The sequence below is a fragment of the Rhizobium sp. 01L410 genome (genome assembly GCF_056400165.1).
In genome coordinates this window covers 50,955-74,132 of the sequence record NZ_JBFTST010000014.1, presented here as the reverse complement: position 1 = coordinate 74,132, position 23,178 = coordinate 50,955, and the positions used below count along the sequence as shown (strand labels likewise).

General features: G+C 60.8%; 24 protein-coding genes and 1 riboswitch. Of the genes, 13 read left to right on the top strand and 11 right to left on the bottom strand.

Going from position 1 to position 23,178, the window contains the following annotated elements; genetic code table 11:
- Positions 1-37 precede the first annotated feature (37 nt).
- Both AC1DV9_RS25030 and AC1DV9_RS25025 read left to right on the top strand, forming a co-directional pair.
- Positions 38-1,546 (top strand): ATPase domain-containing protein, encoded by a 1,509-nt coding sequence (locus AC1DV9_RS25030; RefSeq protein WP_112390019.1) that lies wholly within the window; start codon positions 38-40, stop codon positions 1,544-1,546.
- Positions 1,524-3,590, top strand: a complete 2,067-nt coding sequence (locus AC1DV9_RS25025) for a hybrid sensor histidine kinase/response regulator (protein WP_477950392.1) — start codon at positions 1,524-1,526, stop codon at positions 3,588-3,590. Before AC1DV9_RS25030 ends, AC1DV9_RS25025 begins: the two co-directional genes overlap by 23 nt.
- A gap of 33 nt (positions 3,591-3,623) precedes the next feature.
- On the opposite strand, the gene AC1DV9_RS25020 is transcribed toward AC1DV9_RS25025, so the two are convergent.
- Positions 3,624-3,971: a RidA family protein gene (locus AC1DV9_RS25020; RefSeq protein WP_477950391.1), complete on the bottom strand. Its 348-nt coding sequence runs from the start codon at positions 3,969-3,971 to the stop codon at positions 3,624-3,626.
- Positions 3,972-4,168: 197 nt separating this feature from the next.
- On the opposite strand from AC1DV9_RS25020, the gene AC1DV9_RS25015 reads away from it, so the two are divergent.
- Positions 4,169-4,474, top strand: coding sequence for a hypothetical protein (locus AC1DV9_RS25015; RefSeq protein ID WP_112390022.1), 306 nt, complete (start codon positions 4,169-4,171; stop codon positions 4,472-4,474).
- A 36-nt stretch (positions 4,475-4,510) separates the two neighbouring features.
- Here the strand turns inward: AC1DV9_RS25015 and AC1DV9_RS25010 are convergent, their stop codons facing one another.
- From AC1DV9_RS25010 to AC1DV9_RS24990, 5 genes are all read right to left on the bottom strand, one after another.
- Positions 4,511-5,551: an isopenicillin N synthase family dioxygenase gene (locus AC1DV9_RS25010; RefSeq protein ID WP_112390023.1), complete on the bottom strand. Its 1,041-nt coding sequence runs from the start codon at positions 5,549-5,551 to the stop codon at positions 4,511-4,513.
- 187 nt (positions 5,552-5,738) lie between these two features.
- Positions 5,739-6,302 (bottom strand): hypothetical protein, encoded by a 564-nt coding sequence (locus AC1DV9_RS25005; RefSeq protein ID WP_477950390.1) that lies wholly within the window; start codon positions 6,300-6,302, stop codon positions 5,739-5,741.
- Between the two features lie 135 nt (positions 6,303-6,437).
- Entirely contained in the window at positions 6,438-7,202 is a 765-nt protein-coding gene (locus tag AC1DV9_RS25000) for an ABC transporter ATP-binding protein (protein ID WP_112390026.1), read from the bottom strand.
- The gene (locus AC1DV9_RS24995) at positions 7,199-8,239 is read right to left on the bottom strand and encodes a FecCD family ABC transporter permease (protein WP_310301273.1); all 1,041 of its coding nucleotides are present in this window, start codon (positions 8,237-8,239) and stop codon (positions 7,199-7,201) included. The genes AC1DV9_RS25000 and AC1DV9_RS24995 overlap by 4 nt, the downstream gene beginning before the upstream one ends.
- Positions 8,236-9,252 carry an ABC transporter substrate-binding protein gene (locus AC1DV9_RS24990; RefSeq protein WP_112390027.1) on the bottom strand — a complete coding sequence of 339 codons (1,017 nt, stop codon included), beginning with the start codon at positions 9,250-9,252 and terminating at the stop codon, positions 8,236-8,238. Before AC1DV9_RS24990 ends, AC1DV9_RS24995 begins: the two co-directional genes overlap by 4 nt.
- Positions 9,253-9,417: 165 nt before the next feature.
- Positions 9,418-9,673: riboswitch (cobalamin riboswitch) on the bottom strand.
- A gap of 160 nt (positions 9,674-9,833) precedes the next feature.
- Between AC1DV9_RS24990 and AC1DV9_RS24985 the strand changes: the two genes are divergently transcribed.
- Together AC1DV9_RS24985 and AC1DV9_RS24980 are read left to right on the top strand one after the other, a co-directional pair.
- The gene (locus AC1DV9_RS24985; protein ID WP_112390028.1) at positions 9,834-10,520 is read left to right on the top strand and encodes a GntR family transcriptional regulator; all 687 of its coding nucleotides are present in this window, start codon (positions 9,834-9,836) and stop codon (positions 10,518-10,520) included.
- Positions 10,521-10,559: 39 nt separating this feature from the next.
- Positions 10,560-11,234, top strand: coding sequence for a GntR family transcriptional regulator (locus AC1DV9_RS24980; protein WP_112390029.1), 675 nt, complete (start codon positions 10,560-10,562; stop codon positions 11,232-11,234).
- A 9-nt stretch (positions 11,235-11,243) separates the two neighbouring features.
- Here AC1DV9_RS24980 and AC1DV9_RS24975 read toward each other — a convergent pair whose 3' ends face one another.
- Entirely contained in the window at positions 11,244-13,130 is a 1,887-nt protein-coding gene (locus AC1DV9_RS24975; RefSeq protein WP_477950389.1) for a bifunctional sugar phosphate isomerase/epimerase/4-hydroxyphenylpyruvate dioxygenase family protein, read from the bottom strand.
- Positions 13,131-13,372: 242 nt separating this feature from the next.
- Between AC1DV9_RS24975 and AC1DV9_RS24970 the strand changes: the two genes are divergently transcribed.
- The 7 genes from AC1DV9_RS24970 (at position 13,373) to AC1DV9_RS24940 (ending at position 18,773) form a co-directional block, all read left to right on the top strand.
- Entirely contained in the window at positions 13,373-14,203 is an 831-nt protein-coding gene (locus AC1DV9_RS24970; protein ID WP_112390031.1) for a transporter substrate-binding domain-containing protein, read from the top strand.
- A 96-nt stretch (positions 14,204-14,299) separates the two neighbouring features.
- Complete coding sequence (gene aroQ / locus AC1DV9_RS24965) at positions 14,300-14,749, top strand: type II 3-dehydroquinate dehydratase (protein WP_112390090.1); 450 nt, start codon at positions 14,300-14,302, stop codon at positions 14,747-14,749.
- Positions 14,746-15,414, top strand: a complete 669-nt coding sequence (locus AC1DV9_RS24960; protein ID WP_112390032.1) for an amino acid ABC transporter permease — start codon at positions 14,746-14,748, stop codon at positions 15,412-15,414. Before aroQ ends, AC1DV9_RS24960 begins: the two co-directional genes overlap by 4 nt.
- Before the next feature lie 9 nt (positions 15,415-15,423).
- Positions 15,424-16,068 carry an amino acid ABC transporter permease gene (locus AC1DV9_RS24955; RefSeq protein ID WP_112390033.1) on the top strand — a complete coding sequence of 215 codons (645 nt, stop codon included), beginning with the start codon at positions 15,424-15,426 and terminating at the stop codon, positions 16,066-16,068.
- A 55-nt stretch (positions 16,069-16,123) separates the two neighbouring features.
- On the top strand, positions 16,124-16,852 hold the full coding sequence (locus AC1DV9_RS24950) for an amino acid ABC transporter ATP-binding protein (RefSeq protein WP_112390091.1): 729 nt from the start codon (positions 16,124-16,126) through the stop codon (positions 16,850-16,852).
- Between the two features lie 11 nt (positions 16,853-16,863).
- Positions 16,864-17,949, top strand: coding sequence for a Gfo/Idh/MocA family protein (locus AC1DV9_RS24945; RefSeq protein WP_310301265.1), 1,086 nt, complete (start codon positions 16,864-16,866; stop codon positions 17,947-17,949).
- Entirely contained in the window at positions 17,946-18,773 is an 828-nt protein-coding gene (locus AC1DV9_RS24940) for a shikimate dehydrogenase family protein (RefSeq protein WP_112390034.1), read from the top strand. Before AC1DV9_RS24945 ends, AC1DV9_RS24940 begins: the two co-directional genes overlap by 4 nt.
- A gap of 30 nt (positions 18,774-18,803) precedes the next feature.
- Here the strand turns inward: AC1DV9_RS24940 and AC1DV9_RS24935 are convergent, their stop codons facing one another.
- On the bottom strand, positions 18,804-19,118 hold the full coding sequence (locus tag AC1DV9_RS24935; protein WP_112390035.1) for an IclR family transcriptional regulator domain-containing protein: 315 nt from the start codon (positions 19,116-19,118) through the stop codon (positions 18,804-18,806).
- A gap of 268 nt (positions 19,119-19,386) precedes the next feature.
- Between AC1DV9_RS24935 and AC1DV9_RS24930 the strand changes: the two genes are divergently transcribed.
- Positions 19,387-19,902 carry a PAS domain-containing protein gene (locus tag AC1DV9_RS24930; protein ID WP_112390036.1) on the top strand — a complete coding sequence of 172 codons (516 nt, stop codon included), beginning with the start codon at positions 19,387-19,389 and terminating at the stop codon, positions 19,900-19,902.
- A 63-nt stretch (positions 19,903-19,965) separates the two neighbouring features.
- On the opposite strand, the gene AC1DV9_RS24925 is transcribed toward AC1DV9_RS24930, so the two are convergent.
- Genes AC1DV9_RS24925 through AC1DV9_RS24915 form a run of 3 tightly spaced genes read right to left on the bottom strand, consistent with a single transcriptional unit; the run spans position 19,966 to position 23,143 of the window.
- Positions 19,966-21,321: an LLM class flavin-dependent oxidoreductase gene (locus tag AC1DV9_RS24925; RefSeq protein WP_112390037.1), complete on the bottom strand. Its 1,356-nt coding sequence runs from the start codon at positions 21,319-21,321 to the stop codon at positions 19,966-19,968.
- 35 nt (positions 21,322-21,356) lie between these two features.
- Positions 21,357-22,127: an ABC transporter ATP-binding protein gene (locus AC1DV9_RS24920; RefSeq protein ID WP_112390038.1), complete on the bottom strand. Its 771-nt coding sequence runs from the start codon at positions 22,125-22,127 to the stop codon at positions 21,357-21,359.
- Between the two features lie 11 nt (positions 22,128-22,138).
- Entirely contained in the window at positions 22,139-23,143 is a 1,005-nt protein-coding gene (locus AC1DV9_RS24915; RefSeq protein ID WP_477950388.1) for an ABC transporter substrate-binding protein, read from the bottom strand.
- Positions 23,144-23,178: the final 35 nt, after the last annotated feature.

Below are 23,178 nucleotides of genomic sequence, written 5' to 3'. Positions count from 1 at the left end.
TATCCGCCCTAACTATTTTAGCGAATTCGGAGGAAGCATGGATAAGGTATTGATGAGCAAGGCAGAGACTGGCGTCCAGGGCCTCGACGATGTGCTTGCCGGCGGGTTTACCCGCAAACATGTATTTCTGCTCGAAGGATCTCCCGGCACGGGGAAAACGACGATCGCGCTGCAGTTCCTTCTCGAGGGTGCCGCACTCGGCGAGCGTTGTCTCTACATCAGCCTCTCCGAAACCGATGAGGAGCTTCGTGATTGCGCCAGGTCGCACGGTATGGAGATCGACTCGCGGGTCGAGATTTTCGAACTCGTGCCGCCGGAAAGTCTGCTCGACGCCGACCAGCAGCAAAGCCTGCTCTATTCGTCGGACCTGGAACTTGGAGAAACGACCAAGCTGATCTTCGAGGCCTTCGAGCGGATCAAGCCTCAGCGTGTCGTCATCGACAGCCTGTCGGAAATCCGCCTGCTGGCGCAGAGTTCGCTCCGCTACCGCCGGCAGATTCTGGCGCTGAAGCACTTTTTCTCGCGATCGGATGCGACCGTCCTGCTGCTCGACGACATGACGTCCGATAGCCTCGACAAGACCGTGCACAGCGTCGTCCACGGCGTCATCCATCTTGAGCAGCTGGCGCCCAACTATGGGTCGGAGCGCCGCCGCCTCAGGGTCATCAAGTACCGCGGCCAGTCGTTCCGCGGCGGCTACCACGACTTCGTCATCAAAACCGGTGGGGTCGCAGTCTTCCCGCGCCTGCGCGCTGTCGAGCACAAGACCGGGTTCGAGCGGACCACTCTCTCCAGCGGGCTGCGCGAATTCGATCGTCTTCTGGGCGGCGGCATCGAGCGAGGATCCAGCACCTTGCTGATCGGCCCGGCTGGTACCGGCAAAAGCCTGTTTACCCTGCAATTCGTCAATGCGGCGGTGCAGCGGGGCGAGAGGGCCGCGATCTTCATTTTCGATGAAGAGCTGGGACTCCTCTTCGCACGTACAAAGTCGATGGGCATCGATCTTGAAAAGATGCGCGACGATGGGTCTATCCATATCGAGCAGCTGGATGCGGCCGAACTTTCACCGGGAGAGTTTACGCAGCGTGTCAGAGACAGGGTTGCGAGCTATGACGCAAAAACGGTCATTATCGACAGCATCAACGGCTATCAGGCCGCGATGCCGGAGGAAAACGCCCTCATTCTGCACATGCATGAGCTGCTTCAATATCTGAACCGGCAAGGCGCCAATACGTTCCTGACCGTCGCCCAGCATGGTCTTGTCGGCGACATGAAGTCGCCCGTCGATGTCACCTATCTCGCCGACAGCGTCATCCTGCTCCGGTATTTCGAGGCCTTGGGCAAGGTGCGCCGCGCGGTCTCCGTGATCAAGAAGCGAACCGGACCGCACGAGGATACCATCCGCGAATTTCGAATTTCCAATGCCGGACTGTCGCTTGGCGAACCACTTTCGGGGTTCCAGGGCGTACTACGCGGCGTCCCGAATTTTGTTGGAGAAAGACAGCCGCTCCTTCCATTGTCAGATGAGGACGGCACCGATTCCTAACAGCGATACCATCGGCCTGATCTACGCTCCAGTCGGCCGGGATTCGAAAATTGCAGCGTCGCTCCTGCAGGAGGCAGGCATCAAGGCAAGGATCGTGTCCGATCTGCCGTCCTTTGCCGCCAACCTTGGCGACGCTGTCGCCTTTGCCGTTATCACCGAGGAAGCATTTCGTTCCGCCGATCTGCGCGCCGTTTCCGCCTGGATCGAAGTGCAGCCGAGCTGGTCCGACCTTCCCTTCATCATCCTCACCAATCGCGGTGGCGGCCCCGAACGCAATCCGGCTGCCGCCCGGCTCTCGGAAGTGCTCGGAAATGTCAGCTTCGTTGAGCGCCCGTTCCATGCGACCACTTTCATCAGCGTGGCGCGTTCCGCCATGCGCGGGCGCCGGCGGCAATATGAGGCACGATCGCGGATCGAGGCTCTTGATGAGGGTGAACGCCGACTGCAGACCGCTCTTGGCGCCGGCCGGCTCGGCGCCTGGGAGCTCGATCTCACCACCAACGAGCTGACCACATCGGCGACCTGCAAAGCGATTTTCGGACGCAGCCCGGACGATGCGTTTTCGTATACCGATCTGCTCGCTATCATTCACCCAGAGGATGTCGGCCGGATGCAGACCGCCGTCCGGGCGACGATCGAAAGCGGAGCGGATTATTCGATCGAGTACCGGACAATCTGGAAAGACGGCTCGGTGCATTGGGCCGAAATCCGGGCGCAGCTCTACAAGGACCGGTGGGGCAAGGCGATCAAACTTGTCGGCGTTTCGGCTGACATTACCGACCGCCTCAAGGCGGAGGAACACCAGCGGCAGCTGAACGAGCTGCTAGAAGAGCGTGTCGCCGAGCGCACCCGCGAGCTGGAACAGGCGCACGCGGTCGTCATGGCAGAGGTGAGCCAGCGCGAGCGCGCCGAAGAACAGTTGCGGCAGGCTCAAAAGATGGAGGCGATCGGCCAGCTGACCGGCGGGGTCGCGCATGATTTCAACAATCTTCTCATGGCAGTTCTCGGCAATCTTGAACTTCTGCGCAAACATGCGGGAGACGACGCCAGGGCGCTGCGCCTGATCGACGGCGCCCAGCAGGGCGCCAGGAGAGGCGCGTCGCTGACTCAGCGTCTGCTGGCCTTTTCCAGGCGGCAGGATCTTCGCATCGACCCGGTCGATATGCGGGCGCTGGTGTTTGGCATGGAAGACCTTCTCAAGCGCTCCGTCGGCTCGACTATCGTTGTCGAAACCGTGGTGCCGGATGATCTTCCCCTCGTCTCCGCAGACGCAAACCAGGTCGAACTGGCGCTGCTCAATCTCGCCGTCAATGCCCGTGACGCTATGCCGGACGGCGGCACCATTCGTATCGAACTTAGACAATCCGAGCAGATATCCGGGACGGCAGAGCTCGCGGCTGGCAGCTATGTCATCCTTTCCGTCGCCGACCAGGGCCACGGAATGGACGAGGAGACCCTGAAAAAGGCAATCGAGCCGTTCTTCTCTACCAAGGAGCTCGGCAAGGGAACCGGTCTCGGCCTGTCGATGATCCATGGCCTTGCATCCCAGCTGAAGGGCGACCTCAAACTGACCAGCGAAGTTCGCAAGGGCACGACGGCCGAGTTGTGGATACCTGTATCGATCTCCAGCGCTGCACAGCCCGAATTGATCGTCATCCCGCCACAGGCCGCCAGCAATGCGTCAGGGCCGAAGCGGATATTGCTTGTCGATGACGACCTTCTCATCGCGATGAGCTCTGCCGACATGCTGATGGATCTCGGACATGACGTCGTCGAAGCCCATTCCGGAACGGAGGCGCTGGAATTTTTCGGTGACGGATCGGCCTTCGATCTTGTCATCACCGACTATTCCATGCCCGGCATGACCGGCGGCGATCTGGCGAGAGCTGTGCGCGCCATCGCGCCGGCCCTGCCGATCCTCATCGCGTCCGGCTACGCGGAACTTCCCCCAGGGGTCGATCTGGACGTCGCAAGGCTTGGAAAGCCCTACACACAGGACCAGCTGGCCAATGAGATCGCCAAGGTCGCCTTCAGTGCCCGCTGATCGCGCATCTGATTTGCAAGACTGACGGGGCGATTACTTCGCCGCGATCGCCGTCATTTCAACGAAGAGGTCAGGCGAAGCCAGCCTGGCCTCGACCGTTGCACGAGCCGGCGCATGTCCCACCGGCACCCACGCATCCCAAGCCGCATTCATCTCGTCAAACCCCGAAATGTCGGAGAGGTAGATGGTGACGCTGACGAGATTTTTCTTGCTGACGCCCGCCTGCGCCAGCGTATCGTCGAGGCTGGCCAGAACATCTTCGGTCTGCAGCCGCACCGGCTGGCCACGGGTGGTTTCAGCCGTATGGCCGGCGAGGAAGATCAGGTTTCCGACGACCACTGCGTCGCTCCAGCGCGCCGCCAAGCCAATTCTCTCGACCATTCAAATGCCCTTTCATGCTCGATCTCGTCTGAGCCACAGCGCTAGCGCCTGAAATACGAAAAGGCCAGCATCTTCTGGGGCGCGCGGCCTATCCCTGGAAGTTGGCATCGGTTCGCCGGTTTTGCTGAAAGTTTAAGTTGACCGTTCCCGATGTCAGGACGACATTTACAAGCGTATCAAGGCAGGAGGAGAAAACGGTGGAAGAGTTGGACCGCTGGCGCCAGATGGCAAGTGCGCCGAGAGACGGCAGCCGGATTCTGGTGACGATCCGTCCGTCCGAACAGGGATCGGCGGAAGTCGATCTCGCCTATTGGTCGAATGGCGATCAGTTTGGCGGCGAAGGCTGGCGCGCGTCGGATTCCTCGCCCGGGCAGATCATCGAATATGCCGAACCGGAATTGAAGTGCTGGATGCCGATGCCTTCCGCAAATCTCGGACGCAGCTCGATGCCGGCGCCCTGGGCGGGCGACGACCATCAGAACCTCGATGGTTCCGGCATCTAGGAAACTGGAAGTGTTGCCAGCCCGGATTCGGGCGGGCTACGATCCGAGAATTGATTTCGCCAGATCGGCATGGTGGGTCTGAGCGACATCAGGATGAGATCGCAGGCGGCTCTTCAGCTGATTGATCCCGACTTCGCGAAAGATCGGGTTCAGCGGATCCGCGGTCACGCCACGCTCATTGCTGCGAAGCGCTTCGGGAAGCTCGATCACCGGTATCGTCGCATCGGGACGCGAGCCCAGGAAGAACGCCACGGAGAACCGCTCGACGCCACGGGGTGGTGCGACGACGTCGTGAACGTCTGCACGGACGAAACCGTTTGTCGCCAGTTCAAGGAGTTCGCCCGTGTTGATGACGAAGGTGCCGGGAACCGGCGGGGCGCTGATCCAATCACCGGCCTCTGTGCGGACGCGCAGGCCGGGCGTCTTGTCCTGGAGAAGAACGGTGACGAAGCCGCCATCCTTGTGTGCCCCGACGCCCTGATCGGTCTCGGCGACATCCCGGCCCGGATACCGGATGATCTTCAGAAGCTGCGACGGCTGCGGATCGTAGATACCGGCGAAGACATCTTCCGGCTGGTCGAGCGCAACAGCGATGGCCTTCAAAATATCGATGCCGATCCTTGTCACTTCCGCTTGATAGGCGAGAAGAAGCGGTTTCAGTTCAGGAAGGGCTTCCGGCCACTGGTTCGGGCCCTGAAGCCATTTCCATGGCGGCGTGGCGGGACCGATCTTCGCAGCCGTACCTTCGGTGTTGATGTCGAGCTGCTCGCGCCAATCCTGTTCGCCGCGCGTGCGTTCCTGCCCGGCGCGATTGTATCCTCTAAAATGCGGTGACTTGATCATCTCGATCTTCAGCTTCTCGTCCATCGGAAGCGCAAAGAACCTTTTGGACGCGGCAATGACATCGTCGATGAAAGCCTGCTCGACCCCGTGCCCGGTGAGATAGAAGAAGCCGTGATCATGAAGCACATGGCGAAGCTCTGCGACGAAAGCCTCGCGTTCCCGGCCGTGAAACCGCGAGATATCAAGCACAGGCAGCGCACTGCCGGATGGGTTGGCGTCGTTCAGGGCCGTCATGAAAGTCCTCGTATTCTGGGGCGCGTCGAAGAGCCCAGCATAGAGACGATCGAACGGACTGAAACACAGATCCGTTCAAGGTCGCGGTTCAGATTGAAAAACCGTTGCCCGCCACGGCCGGACGGAAGAACAAATCACCGGAAGAGACACGCCGACACCACATATGCCCGTTGCCGGTGAAAGCGCTCTATCGCAGCATCGGTGCGTCTGCCGTGACAAACAGCAGCCGCAAGGCCGCGGCGAGAAAATGGGCGAGCGCAAGAGCGGCAGCAGCGGCAGCGTTGATCACCAGCACCTGCGAAATGACGGCAATAGAAAACGCGCCTTGGCCCGATGGCAGGACGGACGTCGCTGCGAAGAGGACGCCTTCATACACCACGAAGGCAGCCAGAAACGTGCCGGCAGCCATAGCAAAGATGCCGGTCTGAAGCCTGATAACAACAAATGCCGCCAGGAGAGAGGTAGCAGCAGCCACGCCGATGGCGAGACCCCAGGCATAGCTGTCCCAGGCCTGCGGGTAGCCGAGAATGAGATAACCCACCACCTGGTTGCCCAGCCATGCGAGCAGAACCGCATAGATCGCCATTTGCCGCGGAAGCGCCATGGCGGAAACCGCCGACAGCGCAACGAAGGGCGTGACGCATGCGAAATAGAGACTAAGGACGACGCTGGAGCCCGCTGTCATGGCAATCCAGGCTGCCGCGGCACCCGTTGAGACGGGATGCAGAGGAAGCTGACGACGTTCGGTCATGACCATGCTCCAGTTCATCGGGATCTACTGTAGCGAACTTCCAGTGAAATGCCATCCCGGCAAACTGGCGCAACACTCCCAATTGCGCGCGCCGGCAATTCTCCATGAACCTCAGGCAGCGGCTCAAGGCCATCTTCAGTCTATCGCATATTGAATGTTGTAGCGGCCGTGCACCGCCGATTGCTCGACATACGCCCGGACGCCAAAGACGCGGGCAATCAGATCTTCGTTCAAAACCTCCCATGTGGTTCCTAATGCAACCACTTTACCCTTCTGCAGCACGGCGAGGCTGTCGCAGAACATCGCTGCGAGATTGAGATCATGCATGGCAATGATGCAGGTCGTCCCGAGTTTCGACACGAGGGATAGAATTTCGAGCTGGTGCTGGATATCGAGGTGGTTTGTCGGTTCGTCGAGCAGGAGCTCGGTCGGCGTCTGAGCCAGAGCTCTCGCGATATGGACGCGCTGACGCTCCCCGCCGGAAAGTGTCTGCCATATCTGTCCGGCGCGGTGTTTCATGTCGACCCGCTCCAGGGCCATGTCGACGGCCGCATCATCTCCCGCATCCCAGGCAGAAAGCAGGCCGCGATGCGGCGTGCGCCCGAGCTGGACGACGTCACGCACGGTCAGCGGCGTATCGGTTGCCGATTGCTGCTCGACGAGAGCAACGCGCCGGGCGAGACTGGCTCTAGAGAGGATGGCGACGTCGTCCTCGCCGAGACGGATAACGCCGCTATCGACGCGGCGCAGGCGGCAGATTAGCCGCAGCAGGCTGGACTTTCCCGAGCCGTTCGGGCCCAGCAGACCAAGCACCTTACCTGGGGTCACCGATAGCGTGATGCCATCGATGATTAAGGTGTCGCCGGCCGAATAGGACACGGTATCGATGGAGATGCTCATGCACTTCTCCCGACGCGATAGAGGATGATCGCGAAAGCTGGGGCGCCGAAAAGCGCGGTGACCACACCGATCGGCAAGATCTGTTGCGTGATGATGATCCGGGAAACGATATCGGCCCCGACCATGAAGATCGCACCGCCGAGCGCCGTGGCCGGTAGGAGACGGCTGTGGGACGGGCCAACGATGAAGCGGGCGGCATGCGGGATGACGAGGCCGACAAACCCGATAGAACCGACCATGCTGACGACGGCCGCAGTCATGATCGCGGTGATGCCGAAAAGAACGATCTGCACCCGCCGCACGGCAACGCCGAGCGATGCGGCGGCATCCGAACCGAAGGCAAATGCATCGAGCGCGCGGGCGTGGAACTGGCAGGCGGCGAAGCCGGCGATCGCGATCGGCACCGACAGATAGACATCGGGCCAGCGGACGCCGCTCATCGACCCCAGGAGCCAGAACAGCACGCCGCGCGCCTGTTCCGCATTTGCGGATGTCGTGACGATATAGGAGGTGAGCGCATTGAAGAGCTGCGAGCCGGCAACCCCGCAGAGAATGATCCGTTCGCTGGAGCCCCCGGTGCCTGTCGCAAGAATGCCGACAAGCAGGAAGGCCACCACCGCACCGATAAAGGCACCACCCGACAACGAAAGAACGCCATAGCCGAGTCCGAGGATCATGACACAGACGGCCCCGGTCGAGGCGCCGGCGGAAATGCCGAGCACGTAAGGTTCGGCGAGCGGGTTGCGAAGAAGCGCCTGGAGGATGGCACCGCAGAGGGCGAGAGAAGCGCCCGCACTGGCCGCCGCCAAAGCGCGGCTGAGCCGGTAGTCCCAGATGACGCCTTCGTGGATGCGGCTGAGTTCGAACGCCGTTCCAAACAGCCGGTTCGAAACCGCCTTGGCGGTTGTCGCAACTGGGATCGCAATCTCGCCGATCGAGACGGCAAGGCTGATCATGACGCCAAGGAGGAGAACGGCGGCGGCGGTGAGCGCAACGAGCGCCCACCACCGGCGTTGCCAGGAAGCGGCAACTTTCACTGCGTAAGGCCGAAGGTCTTGATGCCGTTTGCCAGCGTTTCGATGCCGTCGATCGTGCGGATCGTCGGGTTCATCGACTGGGCGTCCATCATCACGAAATGCTTGTTCTTGACGGCCTCGAGTTCCTTGGTAACCGGATCACTCTCCAGGAAATCGATCTTTACCTTCGGATCATCGGCGGCATAGCGGCGGCGGTCCATGGTCGCGAGGACGATGACGGCAGGATTTGCCTGGGCAATCGTTTCCCAGCCGACCAACGGCCATTCCTCTTCGGTCGTGACGACATTCTTCGCGCCGACCGTCTTGAGAATATAGGCCGGAGCGCTGTTCTTGCCGGCGATGAAGGCGTCGCCCTTGACCTCTTTGCTGGAGAACCAGAAGACAACGGGCAGGTTCTTGCCCGAGGCACCCGAGATCGAGGCAACGGCTGCAGCCTCACGCTTCTTCAGATCGGCGATCAGGGCATCGCCGCGATCCTTGACGTCGAAAATTTCGGAGAGCTCCGCGATCTCCTGATAGATCAGGTCCATCGTGAACAGCTCCTTGCGAACGCCATCACCGCCATCGGCATTGATCTTGGCGACGCAGTCGGCAGGCGCGATGTAGGTATTGATGCCGAGATCGGCGAATTGCTCGCGCTTGCCGACAGAGCCTTGCGCACCGACATGCCATTCGAATTCGGCGGCGACCAGATCGGGTTCCTGACCGACGACGGCCTCGAAGCTTGGATCGTTGTCGGCGAGCCTTTTGATCTTGCTATTTGCATCGGCATATTGCGGCAGGACCGGCCCGACCCAGACGGCGGTACCGGCGACCTTGCCGGCAAGACCAAGCGAGAACAGGACTTCGGTCATCCCCTGGCCGATCGAGACGATCTTCTCAGGCGCCTTCTTGAACGTGACCTGCTGCCCGCAGTTGTTGAGGGTCAGAGGATACTGCGTGGCGGCAAGGCTTGTACCGGCGAAGCCGGTCAGGCCGAGGGCAAATGTGAGCGTGGCGATAATCTGGCGCATGGGACCTCGATTTAGGAGAAGCGGGCAGCACGACGCCGCGGAACACGGCGTGACTGCTCACGCAGCGCGGACGCGGAAAGCCCAATCGAGGCGGATGGAGGCCATGTATCGGCGAAGGGTCAGGTCAAACATGTCTGTTCCTTTCCAGGCATCCCCGCCCGGCTGATTGGATCGTGTTTGACGGCAGGTCTCCTGGCTCGCGAATATTCGCCTCTCATCTGCCTTCCCGCGATAACATCGCAGTGGCATGGCCTTGCGGCCCAAGGGAGACATCCAGCAGGCTGGTCTCCCGTGATGATCGGCAATCCGCTTACAGTTGCGGGGGCAGCCACGGTCTTGGTCCCTTTTGGGTCGTCCGCACCGTGTTCCCTATTAATCCCGTCGGAGACTTCCTCCGGGAACCGTCGGATGCAGTTACGACGCTAATATCCCGGCCGTCAAGACGCGCAGCGCGCCACCCTGGTTCGGCAATCAGGGTTCAGTACCCGCAGAACGGCCGCCAATCGCGTTTTCGCTTGTTGAATACGGCATACTTATTCCGTTATATATGAAGAAAATGGGAATATCAGAGGTAATGGCCGTTGAACGAAATCTCAAACGAGACCGTCGCAGAGAGCGGCTATCGGCAAATAAGGGCGGATATCATTTTCGGGCGGCTTTCTCCGGGGCAGAAGCTCAAGCTTGAAAATCTGAGAATCGCCTACCAAACCAGCGTCAGCACACTGAGAGAGATTCTCAACCGCCTGACATCGGAAGGCCTCGTCGTTGCCGAGGGGCAGCGCGGCTTCGAAGTCGCGCGTGTTTCGGTCGCCGACCTGAGAGAGACCGCAGCGCTGCGTCTGCTTCTCGAGGAGCACGCGCTGGAGCAGGCCTTCGAACAGGGCGATGTCGAATGGGAAGCGCGGCTGGTCTCGGCCCATTACAAGCTGGCGCGCATGGAAGAGGTGATGGCCTCGGGCGATACCAGTAGGGCGGAAGACTGGAAGCGCTACGACTGGGAGTTTCACCAGGCTCTGATCTCGGCCTGCGGATCGCGCCTGCTGATGGAAACACATTCGGCGGTGTTCGACAAATATCTGCGATATCAGATGGTGGCATTGTCCTATCGCGGCGGCGTTGCGGAAGAAGAGCACAAGCAACTGCTGGAGGCCGCTCTTCAGCGCGACATCACGACGGCGAAGAGAATATTGCAGCGGCATATTCAGCAGGGCGTCGAGCATGCGCTGAGCAAGGGTTCACTGGCGACCATTCGCCTATCGGCAGGATAATGTATTCCACGCACGATGGTGCGGGACGTAGAGGAATCAATGCTCAAAGTGACCGGTGAACATTCCGAGACTGTCAGCGACGTCGTCTCCCGGCAAATTCGTCAGGATATCATCTCCGGGACATTGGCGCCGGGTGCGAAGATCAAGCTGGAGCAGGCCAAGGAGCACTATTCGATCAGTGTGTCGTCGCTGCGCGAGATCCTGAGCCGCCTGACCACCGAAAACCTGGTGCTCGCCGAAGGCCAGCGCGGCTTCGAAGTCAGCCCCGCTTCGCTCAAGGAGTTGGAGGAACTCGCCGATCTTCGCACTGTGCTGGAGACCCATGCCATCGGCCTGTCATTTGCCGCGGGGAATCTCGAATGGGAAGGGCGCATCGTCGCCGCGCACCACAAGCTTGCGGCCGCCGAAAAGAGGCTGCTTGCCGGCGACGCCTCGCGCACGATCGACTGGGTCCGCTACGATTGGGAGTTTCATCAGGCGATCGTCTCCGCCTGTAATTCGGCGACGCTGATGGAGACGCTGTCCTCCGTCTTCGACCGTTTCCTGCGCTATCATATGCTGGCTCAGAGTTTTCGCGGCAAAGCGGTTGTCGACGATCACAGGCTCCTCTTCGAACTCGCGCTGAAGCGGGACGTCGAGGGCGCCCGCGCCGTTATCCGCCGCCACATATTGAGCGGCGTTGAACATGTGGTGAAAAGCGGCCGCATCGCCTAGCGATGGCAGTCAGAAGGCGTCCTTCGGGATGCCGTCCGGCCGCATCTGCTTCTTCAGCGCCGCAATCCGGAAGATCGCGTTCGGCGCGCCGTAGCCGCGATAGCCACGGCGCTCGACGATCTCGAAGAAGAACCCCTCCCCGTAGGTCCCGCTGTAGAGCTGGAAATACTCACCCTCGTCGTCGCGATCATAAAGGATGTTTTCTGCCTTCAGCCGTTCGCTGAGATCGGGATCGAGCCCGAAGCGGGCCTCGACGTCATCGTAGTAGTTGGGCGAGATGTGCAAGGCTTTGAAGCCCTTTTCACGCAGGGCTTTGGCGGTGGCGAAGATATCGGCTGTCGAGAAGGCCAGATGCTGGATGCCTGAGCCGAATTTCTCCGCGATGAAGTGACCGGCAAGCGTTCTGCGATTTTCAGCGCCGTTCATAGTGATGCGAAGCGATCCGCTGGCATTTTCGATGACCTGGCTGCGCACCACGCCGCCGGGATCGATGATATCGACCATCGGCGTTTTCCGGGTCTCGAAGATCGAGGTGTAGAACAGCATCCAGGTCAGCATCTCGTCGTAGGAAACGGTCTGCGCAATGTGATCGACATCGAGAAGCCCTGCATCCGCATTGCAATCGTCCTCCACCGGTTCGAAATCGATTTCGGAAAAATGGCCGAGCGGACTCTTGCCGTCGATCAGATAGATCAGCCCCCCACCGACACCGCGAATGGCTGGGATTTCCAGCTCGCCTTCGGCAACGGTCTGGCGGAAAGGCTCGGCATCCAGCGCCAGCGCCCGCCTGTAGGCCGCGTCGGCATCATCGACAACCAGTGCCATTGCGTAAGCAAAAGTGCCATGCACAGCATAGGCGGCGTTGGCGAAACCGGCCGGATCGACATTCACGAGAATGCGGATCGCGCCCTGCTGGTAAAGGCTTACCCTCTTGGAGCGATGCACGCCCGCCTTGCGGAAACCAAGCGCCTTGAGCAGGTCCTCGAGTTCGCCGGCCTCGTCCTCGTCGGTCGCGAACTCGATGAAACCGATCCCTTCGGCGGGGGCACGCGGCGGCATGGAGGCCCCGATTGCTGTCTTGGTGCTCCGGCTGACCTGGTCACCGAGATAGATCAGCGAGCGGTGGCCATCGGCCGCGATTTCGCGCGTCGAACCGCCACGGAACTGGTCGTTGAAGATCTCCAGCGAAAAATAGCCATCATAGCCGGTTGCGGCGACCGCCTCGGCAAAGGCCGAGACCGGCAGATCGCCCTCTCCCGGCATGTTGCGGAAATGACGGCTCCAATAGAGCAGATCCATGTCGATCAGCGGTGCATCGGCGAGCTGGACGATGAATATCTTTTCCGGCGGGATGGAACGGATCGAATTGACATCGATCTTGCGCGACAGCGAGTGGAAGCTGTCCAGGATCAACCCGATATTGGGATGATTGGCGCGGCGCACGATTTCCCAGGCGTCGCGATGGTCGTTGATGAAGCGGCCCCAGGCAAGTGCTTCGTAGCCGACCTTCAGCCCTCTTCGCGCCGCGCGCTCTCCGAGCTCATGGAAATCGGCGGCGGCACGGTCGATGCCGCCAAGGGCTACGGACGACACATTGGAGCAGACGAGCACGAGGTCTGTTCCGAGTTCCTGCATCACATCGAACTTGCGCTCGGCGCGATCGAATGTCCGGCCGCGCAGTGGCTCCGGCATGCCCTCGAAGTCGCGGAAAGGCTGAAACAGCGTGATCTCCAGACCGAGGTCTCTCGCCATGCGGCCGACCTCGGCAGGGCTGCTGTCATAGGCCAGAAAGTCGTTCTCAAAAATCTCCACGCCGTCGAAACCAGCCTTGGCGATGGCCTCGAGCTTTTCGGGCAACTCGCCGCTGATGCTCACGGTGGCAATCGAGGTCTTCATATCTGGAATCCTTTCATGCTGTGCCGCCGGATGGGCGGCTACGCAGGTATCCGCGGAAATCGGCTATAGGCATTATGCAGAATGTCGTGAGGATTTCAATTCAGTTGGTGAATTATGAATCATCATAGGTTTTATGAAAAATAGGTTGATTTGAAATCGCGCCTCTGGCAATTATGGCGGCATACGGTCGGGGAGAGGATGACTGCTGCAGTCGGACGGCCGGCTAACGGAGGAGGAAACACATGTTCAAATCGATGCTGACACGCCGTAATGCGATGCTGGGAGCAGCGGCTCTCGTGACCGCGATCGGGCTCGCGAACCCGGCAGCCGCCATCACACCGGACGAAATCAAGGCGCGCGGAAAGCTGATCGTCGGCATTCAGGGCGACAATCCGCCCTGGGGCTTCGTCACCAGCGCCGGCAAGCAGGATGGTCTCGACGCCGACATCGCCGCGCTCTATGCCAAGGAACTCGGCGTCGAGGTCGAATTCGTGCCGCTCGAGGTCAATAACCGCATTCCGGCCCTGACGACCGGCCGCGTGGACGTGCTGTTCGCCACCATGGCAATGCTGCCGGACCGCGCCAAGGCCGTCCAGTTCTCCAAGCCCTATGTCGCCAATGCCATCGTTCTGATCGCGCCGAAAACGATGTCGATCAAAACCAACGACGACATGGCAAACCTGACGATCGGCGTAGCCAAAGGCGCTGCACAGGACACGCAGGTGACCAAGAACGCCCCGACGACGGCAACCATCCGCCGCTTCGATGGCGATGCACCGAGCGTCCAGGCGCTGGTCTCCGGCCAGGTGCAGGCCCTCGGCGGCAACATCTTCTACATGGATCGCGTCGAGAAGGCCCGCCCGGGCGAATTCGAGAACAAGCTTGAATTCCAGAAGCTCTACAACGGCGCCTGCACCCGCCTTGGCGAGAAGGAAATCAACGCCTCGATCAACGCCTTCGTCGACAAGATCAAGGCCAATGGCGAGCTGAAGAAAATCTACGACAAGTGGATGAAGGTGCCGGTACCGGAATTCCCGGAGAAGCTCGAAGGCATTCCGTTCGCCGTCAACTGAGCCAAAAGCTCGCAACTATCCAAACCCAAGGCGGGCATCGCGATGCCCGCCAATCCGGCCCTGCGCCCGAAATCTATCCCGTTTGAGATTCGCGACATGACCAAGACCATCTTCGTCCTCAACGGACCGAACTTGAACCTGCTCGGTGAACGCGAGCCCAGCATTTACGGCTCAACAACGCTCGCCGATATCCGGCAGATGTGCCTCTCCAAGGCAACGAGCCTGGGTTTCGAGGTCGATTTCCGCCAGACCAATTTCGAAGGGGAACTGGTGGAAAGCATCCATCAGGCCCGCAAGGAAGCCTGCGGTATCATTATCAATCCGGCGGCCTATACATTCACCTCGATCGCACTTCTCGACGCCTTGAAAACCTTCGATCCGCCGAAGATCGAGCTGCATATTTCCAATGTCCATGCCCGCGAGGAAATCTACCACAAGTCCCTCGTGTCGCGCATCGCCACCGCCATCATGATCGGTTTCGGCGCCCGCGGCTATGAACTCGCCATCGATGCTATGGCAGGTATGGTGGGAGCGGCGAAAACATGAACTACCAGCTGGATTTTACGCCTGTCATCGATGGACTTCCGAGCCTCCTGCTTGGCTGCCTCGGCACGTTTCTCCTGGCGATCTGCGGCATGCTGCTCGCAATCGTCATCGGCATTGGCGGCGTGGCACTGAGGGATTCCCCGCTGAAACCGGTCCGCTGGCTGATCATTGGTTTTGTCGAGCTGATCCGCAACACGCCGTTTCTGGTGCAGATCTTCTTCCTCTATTTCGCCCTGCCGCTTGCCGGCATCCGGCTCGATCCGACGCCGACGGCGATCATTGCGCTCGGCATCAATGGCGGCGCCTACGCGATCGAGATCATCAGGGGCGGCGTGCAATCGGTGCCCAAGGGCCAGATGGAGGCCGGGCTGGCGCTTGGCCTGCATAAGGCACAGGTCTTCCGTCTTATCATCCTGAAGCCGGCATTGCGGGCGATTTTCCCGTCGCTGACCAGCCAGTTCGTGCTACTGACGCTCTCGACCAGCATCGTTTCGGCGATCTCGGCCTATGAACTGACATCCGTCGCCCAGCGCATCGAGTCGGACAGCTTCCGAAGCTTCGAGGTCTATTTCACGGTGACGCTTTTCTACCTCGTCATCTCCTGGCTGATGATGCGCCTCTTCGCGCTGTTTTCGGCCCGCTATTTCACCTATCCGGTCAAGTAGGAGGCAACCATGGGCAGAGAAGAATTCGTCTTCCTCCTGATCGGCCTGAAATGGACCGTTCTTCTTTCGGCCATCGGCTTCGTCTGCGGCGGCATCGCCGGGCTCGGCGTGGCGCTGGCGCGCACGTCGCAGATCCCGCTGCTGGAACGGGCGACGGCCGGTTATATCGCCGTTTTCCAGGGCACCCCCCTGCTGATGCAGCTTTTCGTCGTCTATTACGGCCTCGCCCTTATCGGGCTGAAGCTCGACGCCTGGCTGGCGGTCGCCATCGGCCTGACGCTCCATGCCAGTGCTTATCTCGGCGAAATCTGGCGCGGCTCCATCGATGCCGTACCGCGCGGCCAGACCGAGGCGGCAAAGGCCCTCAGCCTCAAATATATGTCGCGGATGAAGGACGTGATCCTGCCGCAGGCGATCCGTATCTCGCTCCCCGCCACCGTCGGCTTCCTCGTACAGCTGATCAAGGGAACGTCGCTCGCCTCGATCGTCGGTTTCACCGAGCTCACCCGCGCCGGCAACATGATCTCCAACCAGATCTTTGAGCCGCTGACCGTCTTCGGCATCGTCGGCGCGCTGTATTTCCTGATGTGCTGCCCACTGACGATCCTTGGTGCGCGGCTTGAAAGGCGCTTCGCCGCCTCTGCCGCCCGCTGACCGCCGCGATGGGAACCAGACCATGACCAGCCTTTCCACATCATCGACCGAAACCATGATCACCATGAGCCACGTGGAGAAATGGTACGGCGCATTTCAGGCGCTGCACGACATCAACATGTCGGTACGCACCGGCGAGCGGATCGTGCTCTGCGGCCCCTCGGGTAGCGGCAAATCGACCTTGATCCGCTGCATCAACCATCTGGAGAGCTACGAAAAAGGCGAGATCCGCGTTGGCGGCATCCTGCTTGGCAACCAGGCCAAGGCGATCGATGCGATCCGCCGCGAAGTCGGCATGGTTTTCCAGCAGTTCAATCTCTTCCCGCATCTGACGGTGCTCGAAAACTGCATGCTGGCACCGATGCGGGCGCTTGGCGCAGGAAAGGCCGAAGCCGAGGAACGCGCCCGCTCGCTGCTCGCCAGAGTGAAGATCCTCGAGCAGGCCAACAAATATCCGGTCCAGCTTTCCGGCGGCCAGCAGCAGCGTGTGGCGATCGCCCGGGCGCTGTGCATGCGCCCGAAGGTGATGCTGTTCGACGAGCCAACCTCGGCGCTTGACCCGGAAATGGTCAAGGAAGTGCTCGATACGATGATCAGTCTCGCCGAAGAGGGCATGACGATGATCTGCGTGACCCATGAAATGGGCTTCGCGCGGCAGGTCGCCGACCGGGTCATCTTCATGGCCAGCGGCGCGATCGTCGAGGAGGCGCACCCGGCCGAGTTCTTCACCAATCCGCGCCACGAGCGCACCCGCCAGTTTCTTGGCGAAATCCTGCGTAACTAGGTTCGAGTGCAATGGCGACCCACCAGCAGACGGCATCCCTGAAAATCGCGGTCATGGGCGCGGGCCTGATCGGCAAGCGCCATATCGAGGCGATCGGCGCCGAACGGCGCACGGCACTTGCCGCGATCATCGATCCAACGGACGCGGCCCGCGAATATGCGGCAGGGAAGAAGGCGCCATGGTTTCCTTCGCTTGCCGCAGCGCTCGCAGGCGGCTCGCTCGACGGCGTTGTTATCGCGACACCGAACCAGTTGCATGTCGAAAATACCCTTGAAGCGGTTCGAGCAGGACTGCCGGCGCTCATCGAAAAGCCTATCGCCGACGATGCCGCTGGCGCCGAAATCATCGTTACCTCGGCGGAGGCCGCAGGTGTGCCGATCCTCGTCGGTCATCACCGCCGCCATAACCCCATGGTTCAAGCCGTCAAAGCCGCTCTGGAGACGGGACGGCTCGGCAAGGTGCTGACGGCGCAGGGCACCTTCTGGGTTGCCAAGCCGGAAGACTACTTCACCGTTCAGTGGCGGCGCGAAGAAGGCGGCGGCCCGATCCTCATCAACATGATCCATGACGTCGATCTCTTCCGGTACTTCTTCGGGAATGTCGAAAGTGTACACGCCATGCAGTCAAGTTCGGCACGTGGGTATCCGGTCGAAGACACGGCTGTCGTGGTGATGCGCTTCGAAAGCGGCGTCCTCGCCACGTTCAACGTGTCGGACGCTGCAGCATCACCCTGGAGTTGGGAAATGACGGCGGGTGAGAACCCGTCTTATCCCCGGCAGGATCAGATATGCTATCAGATCGGCGGCACCGCCGGCTCGCTCTCCATTCCGCAAATGACGCTCTGGACAAACGCCGGGGCCGCGAACTGGCTGGAACGCCTCGTCAAGGAGCGCCTGCCCTTCGATGCCGTCGAGCCACTTGCCGCTCAGCTCAATCACTTCTGCGACGTCATCTGTGGCAACGCCAATCCACTCGTCAGCGGACGGGAAGGTCTGGAGACACTGCGCGTCATCGAAGCGATCAAGGCATCGGCGCGTTCAGGGATGACCGTTCACCTCAAGGCCGATGCACGGCGCGAGAAGGAACGGTTGTCATGATCAGCGGCACGACCCGATTGATTGCCCATCTCGGCTACCCCACGGAAACCTTCAAGGCGCCGCTGATTTACAATCCTTATTTCGACAAGCACGGCATCGATGCCGTCGTCGTGCCGATGGGCTGCAAGGCGCAGGACTATCCCGATTTTCTGAAGCTGGTCTTCCGCCTCTCCAATATCCATGGCGCCCTCGTCACCATGCCGCACAAGACCACGACGATGGGCCTGCTCGACGAGATCTCGACAAATGCGAAGGTGGCCGGATCCTGCAATGCGGTGAAGCTCGGCGCTGACGGCCAGCTGATCGGCGACATGTTCGATGGTGAAGGTTTCGTCCGTGGATTGGTCCGCAAGGGCCAGCGGGTCAAAGGCACAAGCGTCCTGATCGTCGGTACCGGCGGCGTCGGATCGGCGATTGCCGCGTCCCTTGCCGCCGCGGGTGTAAAGCACATTGCGCTTCACGACGCCAGCGAGACAGCGTTGAATGGATTGAAGGCCCGGTTGAACGCACACTATCCGCAAACGGCGGTAACGTCAGGATCGAATGATCCCGATGGTTTCGACATCGTCGTCAACGCGACGCCGCTTGGCATGCGCAAGGGCGATCCGCTGCCCGTCGATGTCTCGCGTCTATCGCCGGAAACCTTCGTCGGCGAAGTCGTGATGAAAGCCGAGATCACGCCGTTCCTTGACGCCGCGCGCGACAGAGGCTGCAAATTCCAGGTCGGCACCGACATGCTCTTCGAGCAGATTCCGGCCTATCTCGAATTCTTCGGCTTTCCCGTCACGACCGCCGAAGAGCTGCGTGCCGTCGCGCGGATCTGACCATGAGATCGAGAACGGGGCGAGCTGCCCTCAGTCGCTGAAAACGTCGTTGAATTCGGAATGGCCGCGATTGCCCTGATCGGGAGAGCGCCAGCCCAGCCGATGGGAAATATCGGTTGCAACCTTGGAAAGCTCCGGCCCAAGAAACGCGATGCGCTCGGGCGTCATCCGCAGTTCCACCGCCGAGGCGGAAATCGCGCCGGCGACATCGCCTGACCGGCCGCGAATGGGAGCCGCAACACAGCAGACGCCGTTCTCTAGCTCCTGCAGATCTGTTGCATAGCCGCGCTTTCGCACGGTCTCGGCTGCAGGAGCCGTTCCGAAGCTGTACCAGATCAGTGGCATCTCTGCTGCGTGGCGGCTGCCCTGATGTGGAAGAACGCCCCTTTTGACCGGAAACCGTATCCCGAACGCCGGAGGACGCCGACAATGTGCAGTTTAATGCACCAATTGTGTGAAGGCCGAACTCCGAACAGGCGTCGCAATGCCGATCAATGTTAGAAAGCTAACGCTTTGAAATATTTGCCCGCATCCCGATTTCTCGGGATAGCAAAACGATTCCGCAGATGAGATTAAAGGACCGTAAAATGTTTCAGTTTGGGGCGGCGGCCGGATGAACGACTATATGACCGAAGACACTGCAGCGCGGTCCGCCGATGCCGGGATATTCATGTGGCAGCTGAGCGACGACACTGTCTATGCAGATGCCGCGTTGGCCGATCTCTTTGGGCTGGATTCGCGCGAAGCCGAGCGTGGTCTGCCGATCGTCCGGTTTCTCGACCGCATCCGCGAGGACGACAGACCAGATGTTGCCAAGGCCATTCACGAAGCGATCGTCACGGGCGAAGCTTACCAGCGCGACTACCGGATCGTGCGGCCGGATGCCACGGAGGTCGGCGTCTCGGCATTCGGGCGATGCTTTCGAGACGCGAACGGCACGCCCTCGCACTATGCGGGCATTGTCTACCCGTCAATCGGCCAGCCGATGCCATCGGAGAGGCTCTTCTGGCATTGCCTGCAGGCGCATGATCTGGCGCGGCAATGCGGCGAAATGGAAATGGTGGAGCTTTTAGGCCAAGCTCTGCGCCGTTACGGCCGGCGTTCCGAGCACGATACGTCCATTCACTGAGAACGGGCGCCGCGTTTCCCGCACGGCATCCGAAGCGATCGCCGTAGCGCGCGGGCCCTCACATCACTCGGCCGCCACCTTCGGAAGTGCGCCCTGCTGCAAGCCTGGCCGGGAAAGACCGAGATGATCCCTCAACGTATGCCCCTGATATTCCTGCCTGAAGAGGCCGCGGCGGCGCAGTTCCGGGACGACGAGCCCCACGAAGTCCGACAGGCCCCAGGGCAGCGCCGGTGACATGATATTGAAACCGTCGGCCCCATGGTTGACGAAACGCTCCTCCAATTCGTCGGCGATTTCCTTGGCGGAACCGACAATCTGCCAGTGGCCGCGGGCGCCCGCCACGCGCTCGTAAAGCTGACGAAGCGTCAGGTTCTCGCGAGCCGCAAGCTCGAGGAAAAGCGCCCTCCGGCTCTTCCCGCCCTCGGTCTCCGGCAGATCCGATATCAACAGATCGACCGGCATCGTCCTTATGTCCTCCACGCCCGCAAGATCGGCGAGCATGTCCAGCCCGACAGACGGCTCAAGAAGGCTTTGCAACTGCTCGAACTTGTCGCTCGCTTCCTGCCTGGTCTTTCCGACGACGGGGAAAACTCCGGGCAGAATCTTGAGGTCATCCGCGGAGCGCCCGTATTTCGAGAGACGCCCCTTCAGATCGCTATAGAAGGCAACCGAGCCCGCCAATGTCTGCTGTGCTGTAAAAACCGCTTCTGCCGTTCGTGCCGCAAGCTCTTTGCCCGGCTCGGAGGAGCCCGCCTGGATGACGACAGGCCGTCCCTGAGGAGGTCGGGGAATATTCAGCGGTCCGCGCACCTGGAAGAAGGTGCCGCGGTGGTCAAGCGCGCGGACTTTGCCGGGATCGAAATAGATCCCGTTCTCCCGGTCGCGGCTGAAGGCGTCATCATCGGTACTATCCCACAGGCCGGTCACGACATCGACGAACTCTTCAGCTCGCCGATAACGATCGGCATGTGCAATGATGGCGTCGCGGCTGAAGTTGAAGGCGGCGCCCTGATCCGCAGAGGTGACGAGGTTCCACCCTGCCCGGCCATCCGAAAGATGATCGAGCGACGCAAACTGCCGCGCAAGGTTGTAGGGATCGGAGAAAGAGGTGGATGCCGTCGCCACCAAGCCGATCCGGCTCGTGACCGCCGACAAGGCCGATAGCAACGTGACGGGTTCGAAGGGATAGAACCCGGAATGAGCCTTGCGGCTCGCGGCCGCCGCATCGTTGATACGGGCGCTGACGCCATCTGCAAGGAAGACAGCATCGAACTTGGCATCTTCGGCGATGCGTGCGAATTGCGCAAAGTCCCGGAAGCGGGTGCTGTCGGATGCGCCTGGATGGCGCCATGCGGCAACATGATGTCCCGTATACAGCAGGAAAGCACCGAGGCTCATTTGGCGGTCACGTCTAGGCATAAAAGTCTCCCTTCAAACGCGCTTGCGGCGCGCCATCAATGCAGGCCAAATTCATTCAGCAATTGTTCGCGCAGCCGCACGAAGCGCGGCTCGCTGCGGTTTCGCGGCCTTGGAAGATCGACCTCGATCTCGCGCGTCCGCCCGCCTTTGTCCTTGGGCAGGATCAGCACCCTGTCGGCCAAATAGACGGCTTCCTCGAGATCATGCGTAACGAGGATCATCGTCACCCGCTCTTCGCGCCAGATGCGCGCCAGCTCCTCCTGCATGGTGATTTTCGTCATCGCATCGAGCGCTCCGAACGGCTCGTCCAGCAGCAGGATCTCGGGCTTGACGGCAAGCGCCCGCGCGATGCCGACGCGTTGCGCCATGCCGCCCGAAAGCTGCGATGGCAGGGCATCGGCAAAGTCGCTGAGGCCGACGAGCTTGATGTAATGCCTGGCGCTTGCACGGGCTTCCGACTTGCCTAGCCCACGATTTTCCAGCGGAAAGGCGACATTGTCGAGCACGCTCAGCCAAGGCAGCAGCCGCGGTTCCTGAAAGATAACCGCCCGGTCGCGGCCAACACCGCGAACCGGCTGCCTGTCTATCAGAACCTCGCCGCGATCGGCATCCTCAAGCCCCGCAAGCACCCGAAGCAGCGTTGTCTTGCCCGACCCTGATGCACCGACGATCGCAAGACTTTCCCCAGCGCGAATGTGATTGCTGACGCCCTGAAGCACGTCGAGACGACGGCCCTTGATCGAATAGGATTTCGAGAGGTTTCGGATCGTGACTTCGCCACGGACTGCCGGTTCGGCGATGCTCATCGCTTATCTCCTCAGTTCGCGACTGCGAAGTTGGCAGGATTGTAGAGAATATCCCCGGCCTTGAGCTGGCCCGGCTGAAGAACGCCGCCGCGTGCCAGGATGTCGATCCAGAACTGCAGATCGCGGGTCACCGCCTTGCCACCTTCGCGCACACCGTAGCCGGTGAAATACCGGGCGATATCGGCATTCTCACCGCGCGAAGCGAGCACCTTTGCGATGACGGCTTTCGTCTCTTCGGGATGCAGGCGCGCATATTCGAGGGCCGCTTCGGATTTTTCGACGAAGACCTTGGCAGCCTGCGGATGCTCCTTGATCCAATCGCGGCGCAGAACGACGAAGCCGCCGGCGATTTCGCCGAGAACGTCGGTATCCCCGAAGACCTTCTGCAGCGGGCCATTCTTCAGGGCAGCGCCTTCGAAGGTCTTCTGCCAATAGCCGAACGCGGAGATATCAACCTGCTTCGAGCGAAGGACCTGCTCGAGCTGCGGGCCCGGCACGACGACGAGCTTTGCGGCATTCTCGGGAAGGCCGACCGAATGGAGCGCCTCACGGACCGTGTAGTCCAGATGCGCACCAAGCGTGTTGACGGCGATCGTCTTGCCGGCAAGATCCTTGATCGAATGGATCGGGCTTCCCTCAAGCGTGTAGAAAATGCTTTCCGTCGTCTTGTTGATGCCGTTCGAAGCATAGGCCGCGATGAAATCATTGCCGCTGGCGACCGAATTCAAAACGGCTGCCGTCGCAGCGCTGCCGAGCTCGACATCGCCGGAGGCGAGTGCAAAGAGCGATGCCGGACCGCCCTGCGCGTAACCGACATTCTTGAGCGTGATGCCGGTGCCGTTGAAGTAGCCCAGCGCATCCGCCAGCTCGTGGGCAGCAAGGCCACCCTGGCTGGCAAGGAACCGGATCGTCACCTGCTCCGGTTCGGCAGCAGCAGCGAAACTGGTGGAAGCGGCAAGAAAGAGGCCGGCGGTGAGCGCGAGGGCGTGACCGCCGGAACGGCGCAGAATGTGCATTACAATCTCCTGAGTTTTGGTGGATCAGCGCTTTG